This window comes from Proteiniphilum sp. LBM24028 (assembly GCF_056629195.1).
In genome coordinates this window covers 2,202,889-2,215,596 of record NZ_CM152817.1, presented here as the reverse complement: position 1 = coordinate 2,215,596, position 12,708 = coordinate 2,202,889, and the positions used below count along the sequence as shown (strand labels likewise).

Below are 12,708 nucleotides of genomic sequence, written 5' to 3'. Positions count from 1 at the left end.
CAATTTATTGAGTAAAATAATGCCGATTTTTCTTTTTCTTATTTTTTCATTTTCCTCCGGGGAGGAAACTCGAACTCCGTGCTTCCGTCATCTTTCAGCACGATATAAGCGTCAAACGTTTTTCCAGTTTTGTTCCTCAGTCCTTTCAATAAAGGAGATTTTTTATTCGTCAGAATAGCTTTTATATCTTTTTCCGAAAGCGTTTTACCGCAAATATTCCGGAACAAGAGCCAACCGCACGTTTCGTCACTACATTTGGCAACTTTTTCAAACAGTTTTACAGCTGCTTTCTGGCATTTCGGACAGACCAACCGCTCTTTTTCATCTTTCGGGAAATCCATTGCCAGCAACTCTTCGGTAATCTGTTTGGAATAAATGGCAATACTTTTATCGAATGTCTCGAAAGGAATTTCGCCGTTTTCTATCTTTAAAAGCGTGTTTTCCCACATTCCCGTCATCGCTACATCCGCGATGCGTTTCTCTTTTACCGCTTCATAAACTTTCAACCCTTTGGCAGTGGGAACAAGCGATTTTTTCCGCCGTTCGATGTAATCTCTCGAAAACAGCGTTTCGATAATGGACGCACGGGTGGCAGGTGTTCCGATACCGCTCTCTCTAATGGCTTTGCGCTCGTCTTCGTTTTCAAGCTCTTTTCCCGCATGTTCCATAGCGGAGAGCAGACTCGCTTCGGTATGCAAAGGTTTCGGCTTAGTCTGTTTTTCCAAAAGCTGCGCGGATTGCACCGCGTGTTTTTCTCCCTTTTCCACGTATGGTAAGGAAATTTCCGGTTCTTCCGAATTTTCATTGTCGAACATCCCGTTTACCCCCCGCCATCCTGTTTCGATGACATCCACACCGCGAGATGAGAACTGAAACTCTCTCGAACGAGCTTTCAGCGTGGTTACTTCTTTTACGCAGGGTGCGGAAAATGTTTCGAGTATCCGGCTTGCTATTAACTTGTAAATGCTTTCTTCTTTGGTAGAAAGTCCAGATACGGTATTATCCGTTATGAGCAAGGCGTGGTGGTCCGTTACTTTCAAATCGTTTACACCCCGCTTGTTTAGCCTATTTTTCAAAAGCCGTTTAGCCTGTTCTTTAAGCGGAGTATAAACCAAAAGCGTTTCCACCAAAGCAGGAATTTCTTCCCAAATATCTTCGCTGATATAACGGCTTCCGGTACGCGGATAGCTGATAAACTTCTTTTCGTAAAGCGACTGTGCAATGGCAAGTGTCTCGTCTGCCGAAAGATTGAGCCTTTTGTTGGCATCTTTTTGTAGTCCGGTTAAATCGTACAATAAAGGTGGTTCTTCCCGCACTGTCCGAGTATCGACTTCCGTTATTTCCAACTTATTACGACGGACAATTTCGACGGTCTCCTGTCCCGATGCCTTCTCTTCAAACTTGTCGTCCGAAAGCATTTTGAGCGTTTTGCGTTCGACTTCCGCTTCTACCTGTATTTGAAAATAGGTTTGTGCCTGAAAGTTTTTGTTTTGCAAATACCGTTTACAAATCATCGCCAAAGTTGGAGTCTGCACCCTTCCGAGTGAATAGACTCCGTTTCCGGCTGTAATGCTCAATGCTTGCGACGCATTGATGCCTACCAGCCAATCGGCTTGCGAACGTGAACGAGCGGCTTGATAGAGATAATCAAACTCACTGCCGTTTTTCAGGTTCTCGAAACCGTTTTTAATGGCTTTGTCCGTCAGCGAACTTATCCACAAACGCTTAAAAGGCTTTTGGCAGTTCAGGTACTTGTAAATCAGTCTAAATATCAACTCGCCTTCTCGTCCGGCATCGGTGGCAACGATGATTTCGTTGCATTGGTCAAACAATTTTTTGATAACGTTCAGTTGTTTTAAAGCCCCCGCATCGGCATCGGTTTCTTTACCTTTTTTGGTTTGGCGGGGAATAAGTCGGAACGGCTCTGGCAAAATGGGCAGGTTTTCTCGTTTGAAACCCGAAAAACCATAATCTTCGGGCATAGCCAAGGTAACCAAATGACCGATTGCCCACGTTACAACGGTATCGACGGTGCTTCCGCCGATGTACCCGTCTTGCTGACCGGAAATACCCAACACGTGGGCTATGGCTCTCGCCACGCTCGGTTTTTCTGCTATGATAACTTTTAGCATTTTAATGTTTTGATTTTATAGTGTTGATATTTTGCACTTCCAAAGCCTCTCCGTCAACTGACGGAAGGTTGGAGGGGCTTTACATTTTTCTTCCCCGTGATTTTTTTTGCTGTTTTTCTTCTTCCTTTTCTTGTTTTTCAACCTGCTTTTCCGTCGGTTTTGTTTGTCCTTTTTCCAAGGGTTCCTTGATGTTTTTTGTCGCTTCATTGGTTTTCCCGTCTGAATTGACTGTTTTTTGTACTTTGGAAGTTTCGTCGGGTTGGGCGGATTGTTTGGCGACATTTTTCTGTTTATTGGGATTGCCGAATGAAAATTCCGTTTTCCCTTTCTCCACGTTAAACGTAAGATAACCCTTATAGGTCTTTCCCTTTTTATCTACCAAATCGTCCACATATATAGTCTGTCCCGATTTGAATTTATCGTATTGTTTGTCGCTTAACTCTTTTCCGCGAATAAAGCGTGGTGCTTCGCCGTTTTCCTGTGCCTGACGGTTTTGTTTGAATTGTTCACGGTCAAACATAAATTCCACGTAACGCTTATCGGCATTGAACTGTACGGTGGCGTTAAATTCCGCTCCTTTTCGAGAAATCATTCCTTCCAGATAGAGCGGCTTGCCCTCCTGTAAGGTCTGTTTTTGTTCATCGGAAAGTTTTACACCTTTAATTTCATCGGGAATTTTGATTTTATCCGCACTCAGAGCGATGAGTTCATTGGTGAGCCTGTCTACACTAATGATGGACGGAATTTGCTCGCCTGTTTTCCTGTTTTCCAACATCACGATACGCCCCATATTGCCGTGTTTAAGCAGATTCTCCTTGTCTTCAGGCGTGAATTCGTGTCCGAAAAAGGGTTGATGAACGTTGACATCTTTACGAATGCCGTGCATGGCAACCACGGTGTTGCCGTCTTCATCGGGTTGCAACGATAATCGGGCTTCACTGCGGGTGATTACCGTCCCCAGATTAAGAGAAATCGGTATCAATTGATTGGTCTTAAAACCTCTCAAAAGGTCGTCCATTACATTCATTTTTTGCAGTTTTTCTTGGCTGACACCCATTTTTTCGAGTGTTCCCCAATCGATATCTTCTACCTTGTAGCGATAATCGGAAGCATTGCTTGTTGTGTCCATAGTCTCTTTATTTTGTGAATGAGTAATATTTTCCGGACCTTTTTGTTGAATTTCATCCGGATTTGTGTTTTGTTTTAAATTTTCGTTTTTTACTTCGTATTTTTCCAACATAGCGATGCCGGCGGGAGTAGGGTCTTTCAGGATACTTTTAATGGTTTCCGCTAAAAAACTTATTTTAGGTATAGGTATTTTAAACACCCTAAAACGTGTCGGATCTTTGAGTTGGGCTACGAAATTGCTGTAAAAATTGGATAAGAAGTCGCCGTTTTTATCCAATCGGATAAAGTCGGGGTTGTTTTCTTTCACAGGTTCTACGGTTTTGAGTTTTCCGTTTTTGTCAAGCTCTTTAACCGCTTGAAGCGTCTGTTTTTCTTGGTCGAAAACAAGAAGGGTTTCCGAGAATTCGTCGGGTTGTGCAATGTTTCTTGCAGGATTTTGTTCGTTCATACCGTTTTTTTCTGCATATTCATCACCGATGATATCTGCTAGTGCAGGATGTTCTGTTTCGGGATAGTCGTTTACATTCATATTTATATGTTTTTTTCGGCAAAATTATATCGGGATTAACTCTGTTACCGTTTTTTGTCCGTTCGTGGCTCTATTTGGCGTTGTTTGGCGCATCGTCCCGAATTGCCTTCGAATACTTCACGAATGAATCGATTTACATCGGATAGTTTGTAGTAGATTTTACCGTTCATTTTAAAGAAAGGCAGTTCGCCGGACGAACGAAAGCGTTGCAAGGTGCGATGACTGATTTTAAGCACTTGAAGCATATCCTGATTATCCAATAAATCTTCGCCGTCGAGACACGTTTTTTTCTTGATGAGCCGTTCCAATTTCTCGTCGATCAAGTCGAAACGGTCGATTAGTCGATCCATATAAGCACGAAATTCTTGTTTGTCGATGAGCATAGTCGTAAATGAGTTTTTTTAAAGTTTGCCTAATATGTAATAAGCCGTGTTGGCACTGTCTTTTACCACTATTCCGTTTTCCGACATAAATCGGATGTAGCTTTTGGCTGTCCGTTCTTTCACGTCCATCAGCAGTTCTATTTCCTGTAATAGCTCGGAATAGGTAAATCGTTTTTTGTCTGCTAAAATCTCTTTGGCAAGAGCGGTTAATTCCACTTCCTTGCGTTTCTCCTTTTCTTTTTGTGGCTTTTCTCCACGATAAACGTGCATTCCCTTGTGTTTATCCCACGAGAACTGCATCAAAGGCACATCCAAAGGACTTCCTTCCCGCACTTTAAGTGTTTTTACCACTGAAAATTCAGGATTCTGTGTATCTTTTTCGATAGATAGAATGGCAGCCGCTTTGCGTTGTAACTCGGAACCGAGATGTCCCCTAAGTTTAAAACTATTCGGAACGAAATGCAGCACACAGATGATGCAGGTACGGTAAATTCCGGCTAATCGATACAATTCTTCCACCACGGCAATGCTTTCGGTTTCATCGTTGGCGCTTCGGACAAGATCGGCTACGCCGTCGATGATGACCAATTGGATGCCGCCGAAAAAATGGTGATAATAGTCCATGCTGTCTTGAATGGATTGCAGCCGCTCCCTGCGGGACATAGCCGTGAGGTAATAGGCTTTCAGCCATTCGGGTTTGCTTTTTCGTCCGGCTCTTCTGAGCAGCAAAGTTGTGTTTTTATAGAGTTGATTTTCCGATTGTTCGGTATCGTAGAGTAATACGGCTTTGCGGTCTATGTTTGCTTGCACGTCTAATCCCAAGGTGTCAATTTCAACGTTTTCTTCCGCCAAAGTTCCGGCAGCTATCGCCGATGCGTAATTGCTTTTTCCGGTACCTTCGCCACCGGTGATGCAGAAAAGGTTGCCTTGCGTGCCGAGCGGAACCTCATTCACGCTGACGATGTTTTCGGTCAGTTCGGGCGGATTATAAAAATCCACTTCGCAGGATTTTATCAGTGTCATGGTTTGTGCGTATTTTGTGTTGAGCAGATCGATGATAAGTCGTTGGAAATCGTCTCTACCGTTTCCTTTGGCAAAATAGTCGGATATGTCTTTTTCCGTTTTATTACCTGCAAGAGGCAGCACTAAACGTTGTATGTTGTATTTTTCTAAGACGGCAAGGTGTTTTTCCGATGCGGAAAGTCCCGTTTCATCGCTGTCGTATAATAGGATAATATGTTTGAAACGGTGAGCAAGCATCTCGATGATGTCGGGCGGAATGTGCGATGTTTCGCTGTTGAAACAGACGGCATGAAATCCTTTGGCATAAAGGCTCATCACGTCTTTTTCGCCACCTGTTATGAACAGAATATCTCCACGATTGGGCAGTTGTCGCAGTCCGAAACAATAGTTCGCGGGTATTTGTCCGCCGTATAGAAAACGAAGTCTGGATTTGGGACGATATAATTTTACGTAGCTTTCTCCGATGTAACCGAATATCGGTTCGTTGATAGTTGCTTGAAGCTCGTAAGTTTCATTGTCTTTATTTACGGATTTAAATTCGGAAAGGGATCTTACTCGAAAATAGTTTAATGTTTTCTCGCTGATGCAGAAGGTTTTCCAAAAGGCAAGTTCACTTTGTGAAAAGGCTTTTTCGGTAAACTCATAAGGTTTGGCAATGGTTTTTATGATATGATCGGATACAGGTTTAATTTTTTGAAAATTTGATGTCGATACAGATTGAGTTTTACTTTTTTTCTTAAAGTTTGTCTGTGGTATGAAGTTGTCCGGTTTTTCATCTAAACAGAGGTTTAGATCAAGGTTGATACTTTGTACCACTTGCAAAAAATCCCGGCGAACATCCAATCCTTTGATTTGGGCGACAAATGCAAAACAGTCGCCGGAATAATCGGGATTACCGAAATCTTTTATTTTAAAGCAGAGATTATGTCGGTCGTAATAAACATTGCAGGAAGCGTTTTTATCGTCATAAAAGGGATTTTTGAAGTTTTTTCCCAGCTTGAAATCAAACGGAATATAGTGTTTGAAAACGTTTAAACCGTTTTGCGTCGCTGCTAAAATGGCGGATTTGGTAATCATAGTGTATTGTTGCAGGAACTATTGTGCCAAAGGCTGTTTGTAATTATTTCTTCTTTAAAGTCGGATAGTTTGGCTAAAATTTGAGATTTGTTGGTGTTTTGCATTGTCAGGCTGCCGTTTTTGATGGCAATAATCAAATCTTTATATGGATAGAGAGCATTACCTCGTTCATCATAACGGAAGGGGATGGTGTGACTTTCACGCCAACGATATAGCGTAGATTTTGAAACTCCCAAGGTATCCATCACTTCACGTGATGTAAGTTCAAGCGTCTCTTCCAATTCGCTGAACAAATCGGATGTACGTCTGACGTATTGTTCAATGTCCGTGATCTTTTTCATCAGAACTTGAAAGGCTTCACTTTCTAAGGTAATTACTTGCATAATGATTATTGTTTCCTAAATTGTTCTGTCTCTTGCAGTTTTTTTGCAACTCGGAATAACAGAGTGGAAGTAATGTCAATCGGAATAGTCACTTGAACGGTTAATTTGGATAATTCATTTTTTAACTCACTTTCATCATCCGAAAATAATTTACATAAATCCATTTTATAGAGTTGAGCCAAAGATAAAAGATACCTTAATTTTATCTCTTCGGGATTGTTCTCCAATCTGGAAATGGTTGCTATCGAAACATTCAAGATATCAGCGATATACTGCTGAGAATATCCTTTCTCCTGCCGTAATAATCTAAGTCTTTCTGCAATCTTTTTCATACTCATAAAATTAGTTTGCATTATGCGAATGATTCTGCAACTTCATGAAAACTATTTTCATAAAGTGAAAATTTGAGCGCATAATGTCTTTGTTATTTAATTAGTTAAATCTTTTATTAAGCATAAAAACTAACTAAATAACAATTAAGTACGGCAAATCTAAGTGCAAGGTGCAAGCTTTTTATATAAAGACTTGCACCTTGCACTTATGATGTAGCAGAAATGTTTTTACTGAGTTTGTTATCAATTTATTTGGAGAGGGTTCAAAAATATACTATATTTGTACTCATGAATTGATATGTTAAGGTAGTCAAGTGGTATTCAGAAGATATTCAAAGAATTGCTACAAAAATGCTACAACTGATAATCTAAAATAGCGCAAATCTTTTATTAGTATATAGTTTGGACAGATGGTTCACAATCCGTCCATACCGCAATAAAGGGTGTAAATCAAGTAGTTACGAGATTTACACCCTTTTTTACACCCAGAAAAATAGAGTTCTTTATTCGGTCACTCCCAAAAATTTACTCATCCTTTCAATACACCTTTCCTTTTGATAAAGATTAGGATGTACATAAAGGTTTAAGGTTGTAGAAACATTGGAATGTCCCAATATAACACTAATTGTTTTATAGTCACATTGACTTTCAATACATCTTGTAGCAAATGTGTGACGAAGACCGTGAAAAACAATTGGAGGAATACCAATACGTTTCAACAGACGCGAAAAATAATCACGATAAGCACGTGGTTCTGTAGAGGTTGGTAAATTTCCCACGACAAATAATGATGGAGAAACTTTTTTTACTATTTTCAAAGATTTAAGAAGTTGCTTGGAAATAGGAATTTCACGAAAAGAGTTTTTTGTTTTAGGCGTTGACAGGATTTTCTCCGTTGATTTCAACTCGCAGTTATATATTCTTCCTATTGTATGATTAACTGTAATTATCTTCTGAGCGAAGTCAACATTTTCCCATTTTAAGGCACAAATTTCACCTATCCGCATGCCAGTACAAAGAGCCAAAAGTATACCAATATTCTGTGGTGTAGGTTCTTCTATTAAGTAGTGCATCAATATTCTTTGGTGACTCAGTCTCAATGTAGGCAGACGATAAACACCAACTTCTGTAGGATATTCCAGTTGCCATTCTTCAAAATGGAAAATTTTATGTCTACCGCCATACTTAACGACAGATTTCAATACGGCTACTATGTCTCTTACCGTTTTTTTTGCTAAACCAGAGGAAAACTTTTCAAAGACAAATTGCAAGTTCAGCATCTACAATGATTTTCCGCCCAATTTGCGTGATGGCTCGGTCAATTTTTCCGCTTTTCTTGATGCGGTGTGCCGTGGGCATACTGCACCCGAAAAGTTTTGCTATTCCGGCAATACCGTACACGTGGCGTTTCTCGGTTCCGTCGTGTGCGATGGTAGATGTGGTTTGTTGGGCGGTTTTCCCGATGCAGTTTTCTTGCAGATACAGAAATTCTTCGCCCGTCATTTGCCACAATGGTTTTTGTTTTAAATTTTGTAAGTCCATTATTTTTTCCTTTCATTGTTACGATTTTACAATTGCCTTGTACTTCGGCGGTTGGTGTTCGAACGATGCAAAGGTAAGGGCGGAAGAAAGTGGTAAGGATGTGGCGGAAACAAAAATATCCGACTGAATATCAATCGGATATAAAAATATTTTGAGTGGTAAAAGTGGTGGTTCGGTTAGGGAAACCGTTTTAACTAAAAAGCTCTTTTATTTCACGTGCAAATTGCTCCGATTTCCGGCTCGGCACTTCGGAAATAGGTTCTTTGTATTTTGATTTGTAGTAACTCTCGTCAATTTCCAATTGTTGAAGAATAGATGTCCGCCATTCCGTTTTGTTGTGGGATTTGATGCTTTCGTACATTTTGTAAATGAGAAAACAGGCTCGTGTTTTTTCTCCTTGCTTCAATTTTAATATTTTGTCGGTTGCCAGTAAATTGATTGCCGTGTAAAAATCGGTTTCGGAAAGATTTTCAAAAATGGTGTTATTACAAATTTTGTGAATTTCCGATGCCGTTTTCATATTGAAAAATATTCCTTCAGGCAGGCTGTGAACTGTTTTTGGAATATATTTTTGAACTATTTCACTTAGCTTTTGGCTCAACGTTAGAATTTTCGGGAAATAATTATCTTGATATTTTTCTGCCGTTTTCCGTGCAACATTCTGTTTTTCATACAAGTCGTTCAGTAGTGCCTTTTCTTTATTATATTTTTCGGTCAATGTTTCGTGTTTTTCCCAAAGTCTTTTTTCTTCACTTTCTGTATGCTCCCGAAACCCAATCATATCCAACAAGTTATTGACTTCGCTTAATTCTTTCCAACGCTTTTGGGTGTTGTACAATTGATTGCTTATTTGGACTTCGTATTGATTGGCAAAATTATCACAAGTCTTTTCTATGTTCAAGTTTTCAAGTACGATTTTATTCGACGAAATCAGCCTGATATTATTCTGTATTTCAATCGAAAGACTTTCCGATAAAGTTTTGTGTCGTTCCGGTTTAGCACTCATCGTCAGGTCAATCAGCATTGCTTCAAACGATTGGATATTGTCGAATTGAGTGTAAAAATCGGCAACAAATTGTTGTTGAGCAAACTCAATCGAATTTCTGTTTGAAACTTCGGAAATTATCGCGTTTAATTGGGTGTATTGGGGGAGTATGTTGGTTATTTGCATAAATACTAACTTTTTCCGTGTTATTTGCTTAAAAAATCATCCAAATTCCACGCCGATATATGTTCAATTCCCTCATTGGTAGGAATTTTATAGTCGTCCATACTCACCACGTATTTATCGAAATTATCTTCAATGAGTTTTAACGAACGGTATTCTCTTTCAATAGTTTTTTCTTCAGTCAATTGAAGCGTTACCTGCAAATAAAGCCTTTTGTCGCCTTTAATCGCTACAAAATCAACTTCGGCATTTTTAATTGTTCCCACATAAACTTGATATCCGGCACGTCGCAAACTCAGATAAACGGCATTTTCCAACAAATAACCAATTCCGTAACCGTACCCGGCGTAAAGATAGTTTCGATAAGCTAAGTCGTTCAGATAGTATTTGCTGTTGCCCGAAATGGTGTCTTTGCCTTTTATATTGTAGCGTTCGGCACGATGAACGAGGAATGAATTTTCCAAATAATTGACGTAAGATGACAAAGTTTCGTAGTTTGTTTTCCGTTTTTTCGATGCAAAAAAGTTGATGATGTTTGTTATCGAAATTAAATTGGATGCCGTATTTACCAAATAAACAAACAAATCGTCTAATAACTTCACATCTTTCACATTATACCGTCCCACAATGTCGCGCAACATAACCGTATCTTTGATGGACGACACATAATTCTGCTTCATTTCATCGTTGGGCAGATTGAAAAGTTCGGGCAAAGCTCCGCTTTGAAGGAATTTTCTGTAGCTTTCGCTATTGATTTCCAGTCCTGAAATTCCACAAAATTCGGGAAAACTAAACGGGAAAATCTCAAATTCTACGTATCGACCCGATAGAAGAGTAGCTAATTCCCCTGACAAAAGATTTGAGTTGGAACCGCTGATAAACAGCTCGCTCGGTTCTGCAAAGTCCTGTGAATGTGAGTTTACAAATCGTTCCCACTCGTCAATATACTGTATTTCGTCAATAAAAATATAGACTTTCCCGATTGGCTTTAATGCTTCCCTATAGGCTTTGTAAAGTTGCTCCAACTCAACTGCACTTCGCAAAGTAGCCAGTTCCATATACTCTTTGTTGATGTAAAGTATATTTTCACTCTTTACACCCTCTGATATTAGCTTTGATGCGATTTGACGCAAAATGTAACTTTTACCCGCACGACGCTGACCAACAAGTACTTTTACTAACTTATTGCCCACATACTGACCAATTTTATCCGTGTAATATGTACGGGAATAGCCTAAATTTATCGGATTGCTATCCCAGAAATTGTACTTCCTTATGGAATTAATTATTTCAATCATACTTGAGAATTTTTAGCAAATGTAGGAATTTTAAAACACACTTGAAAATATATCGGCTTTTTCAAGCAATTTCGCTACAATTGATTGAATTTACTCATTGCATTGGCTTTTATATCGTCGGCAATGTCGATGTAAGGTTTCATAGCCTTATAATCGCTGTGTCCAGTCCATTTCATAACCACGTTTGCCGGAATGCCGAGCGAGAGAGCGTTGCAAATGAATGTGCGACGAGCGTCGTGGGTGCTTAGCACGGCGTATTTGGGTAAAATAGTTTCAATGCGTTCGTTTCCTTTGTAGTGTGTTTGATGCACCGGATTATCAAGCCCTGCCAGTTCAGCCAAGTCTTTCAAATAACTGTTCATTTTTTGATTGGATATTACGGGAAATACTTTTCCATTCTCAAAATGAAAATCCTTGTATTTATCGTATATGGCTTTGCTTTTATCGTTAAATTCGATAACAATCCTGTCGTTGGTTTTTACCGTAACTATGTCAATGTAAGAACCCTTTATGTGCGAATGACATAAGTTATATACATCCGAATAGCGTAAACTTGTGTAGCAACAAAACAGAAACACATCACGCACTTTTTCTAAATACTTTTTGTCTTCGGGGATTTCAAAGTCGGTCAGTTGTTTTAATTCTTGGGCGTCTAAAAAAACCACTGTTTTTTGCGCGGTTTTCAGTTTTGGTTTGAAATTCATAAACGCATTGTCCACTGTCAAGTTTCTTGATGCAGACCAGCGAAGTACCCATTTTAATAAGCCTATTTGTTTGTCGATGGTTGAGTTTTTCAGGTCTTGTTTGTGAAGAATGTCGGCAAAATCGGAAAGTCCCTTCTCTGAAAAATCATCCATTGTTGGCTCGGGTTTCCATCGCTCGATGTGCTTCTTTAAGGCATTGAATTTTTGCAATGTTCCATTTGCCCAATTGTTTCTTTTGCTGTTTTCGGAAACAAACTCATTGAACACCTTCCAAAAAGATAATGCTGTGTCTTCTTGAACTGTGTCTTCTGTTGCTACATCTTTTTTAATGGCAAGATTAAATGCTTCTCGCAACTCAGCCGTTGTTGGCATTTCCTCTTTCACTTCAAATTCTTTGAATATCTTCTGAATTTCGGCAAAATACGCTAACAAATCCGCATTAATTTCGGATGCAGACTGTTTGAGTTTATTCGTGCATCCGTTTTTCACACGTTGTTTTTCCAAATCCCACTTTGCCACATCAATCCTATAACCGGTGGTAAATTCCACTCGTTGATTGTTATAAACAACCCTCATTCTGATGGGTACATTCTCTACAATGGGCTTTCCATTTTTCTTTCTGCTCTCTAATGCAAAGATGATATTTCTCTTGATATTCATGCTATTTAGCCTTTAAAATCTACACCCAAATTTACACCCATTTTTTGACATAGCAAAGGATATTTAGAGATAATTTATGAAAATTTTAATCGCATAAAACGTTGATATATTGCTGATTGATGTTTTATGATATTTTGCGACAATAAAGGAGTTAGTCCCGTCCATACCGCAAAATAAAGCTCTAAGTAGGTAAATATAAACTACTTGGAGTTTTTTATTTTTGGTAAGGGGCGAAATAAGGGGCGGTTTTTGATTTTGAATCAACTATTTGATTTATCGATGTTTGACTTATTTTTATTCAGAATAAAGTTTTGGAAATACTTTTCTATTCACAGAAACTTTACTAATT

General features: G+C 39.3%; 11 protein-coding genes. All 11 read right to left on the bottom strand.

Annotated features, from left to right (window positions below; all coding sequences use genetic code 11):
- Positions 1 to 38 precede the first annotated feature (38 nt).
- Positions 39 to 2,132, bottom strand: coding sequence for a type IA DNA topoisomerase (locus tag AC1HCU_RS08760; RefSeq protein ID WP_480365263.1), 2,094 nt, complete (start codon positions 2,130 to 2,132; stop codon positions 39 to 41).
- 79 nt (positions 2,133 to 2,211) lie between these two features.
- A complete protein-coding gene (locus AC1HCU_RS08755) occupies positions 2,212 to 3,789 on the bottom strand; it encodes a DUF3945 domain-containing protein (protein WP_480365261.1) in 1,578 nt (525 codons plus the stop codon).
- A 44-nt stretch (positions 3,790 to 3,833) separates the two neighbouring features.
- Positions 3,834 to 4,172 carry a helix-turn-helix domain-containing protein gene (locus tag AC1HCU_RS08750; protein ID WP_238867473.1) on the bottom strand — a complete coding sequence of 113 codons (339 nt, stop codon included), beginning with the start codon at positions 4,170 to 4,172 and terminating at the stop codon, positions 3,834 to 3,836.
- Between the two features lie 18 nt (positions 4,173 to 4,190).
- Complete coding sequence (locus AC1HCU_RS08745; protein ID WP_480365258.1) at positions 4,191 to 6,272, bottom strand: bifunctional DNA primase/helicase; 2,082 nt, start codon at positions 6,270 to 6,272, stop codon at positions 4,191 to 4,193.
- Entirely contained in the window at positions 6,269 to 6,655 is a 387-nt protein-coding gene (locus tag AC1HCU_RS08740) for a helix-turn-helix domain-containing protein (RefSeq protein ID WP_238867471.1), read from the bottom strand. Before AC1HCU_RS08740 ends, AC1HCU_RS08745 begins: the two co-directional genes overlap by 4 nt.
- 5 nt (positions 6,656 to 6,660) lie before the next feature.
- The gene (locus tag AC1HCU_RS08735; protein ID WP_238867470.1) at positions 6,661 to 6,987 is read right to left on the bottom strand and encodes a helix-turn-helix domain-containing protein; all 327 of its coding nucleotides are present in this window, start codon (positions 6,985 to 6,987) and stop codon (positions 6,661 to 6,663) included.
- 503 nt (positions 6,988 to 7,490) lie between these two features.
- Positions 7,491 to 8,267 carry a site-specific integrase gene (locus tag AC1HCU_RS08730; protein ID WP_480365255.1) on the bottom strand — a complete coding sequence of 259 codons (777 nt, stop codon included), beginning with the start codon at positions 8,265 to 8,267 and terminating at the stop codon, positions 7,491 to 7,493.
- Complete coding sequence (locus AC1HCU_RS08725) at positions 8,242 to 8,529, bottom strand: DUF3853 family protein (RefSeq protein WP_480365253.1); 288 nt, start codon at positions 8,527 to 8,529, stop codon at positions 8,242 to 8,244. The genes AC1HCU_RS08730 and AC1HCU_RS08725 overlap by 26 nt, the downstream gene beginning before the upstream one ends.
- A 190-nt stretch (positions 8,530 to 8,719) precedes the next feature.
- Positions 8,720 to 9,430: a hypothetical protein gene (locus AC1HCU_RS08720; RefSeq protein WP_480365252.1), complete on the bottom strand. Its 711-nt coding sequence runs from the start codon at positions 9,428 to 9,430 to the stop codon at positions 8,720 to 8,722.
- 290 nt (positions 9,431 to 9,720) lie between these two features.
- Positions 9,721 to 10,995 (bottom strand): ATP-binding protein, encoded by a 1,275-nt coding sequence (locus AC1HCU_RS08715; RefSeq protein WP_480365250.1) that lies wholly within the window; start codon positions 10,993 to 10,995, stop codon positions 9,721 to 9,723.
- 74 nt (positions 10,996 to 11,069) lie between these two features.
- On the bottom strand, positions 11,070 to 12,359 hold the full coding sequence (locus AC1HCU_RS08710; protein WP_480365248.1) for a site-specific integrase: 1,290 nt from the start codon (positions 12,357 to 12,359) through the stop codon (positions 11,070 to 11,072).
- Positions 12,360 to 12,708 lie beyond the last annotated feature (349 nt).

Excerpts from the sequence above, each read along its gene's own strand:
- AC1HCU_RS08710 (WP_480365248.1), bottom strand. The coding sequence starts at position 12,359 with ATGAATATCAAGAGAAATATCATCTTTGCATTAGAGAGCAGAAAGAAA.
- AC1HCU_RS08735 (WP_238867470.1), bottom strand. The coding sequence starts at position 6,987 with ATGAAAAAGATTGCAGAAAGACTTAGATTATTACGGCAGGAGAAAGGA.
- AC1HCU_RS08745 (WP_480365258.1), bottom strand. The coding sequence starts at position 6,272 with ATGATTACCAAATCCGCCATTTTAGCAGCGACGCAAAACGGTTTAAAC.
- AC1HCU_RS08725 (WP_480365253.1), bottom strand. The coding sequence starts at position 8,529 with ATGGACTTACAAAATTTAAAACAAAAACCATTGTGGCAAATGACGGGC.
- AC1HCU_RS08750 (WP_238867473.1), bottom strand. The coding sequence starts at position 4,172 with ATGCTCATCGACAAACAAGAATTTCGTGCTTATATGGATCGACTAATC.
- AC1HCU_RS08730 (WP_480365255.1), bottom strand. The coding sequence starts at position 8,267 with ATGCTGAACTTGCAATTTGTCTTTGAAAAGTTTTCCTCTGGTTTAGCA.
- AC1HCU_RS08715 (WP_480365250.1), bottom strand. The coding sequence starts at position 10,995 with ATGATTGAAATAATTAATTCCATAAGGAAGTACAATTTCTGGGATAGC.
- AC1HCU_RS08760 (WP_480365263.1), bottom strand. The coding sequence starts at position 2,132 with ATGCTAAAAGTTATCATAGCAGAAAAACCGAGCGTGGCGAGAGCCATA.
- AC1HCU_RS08740 (WP_238867471.1), bottom strand. The coding sequence starts at position 6,655 with ATGCAAGTAATTACCTTAGAAAGTGAAGCCTTTCAAGTTCTGATGAAA.
- AC1HCU_RS08755 (WP_480365261.1), bottom strand. The coding sequence starts at position 3,789 with ATGAATGTAAACGACTATCCCGAAACAGAACATCCTGCACTAGCAGAT.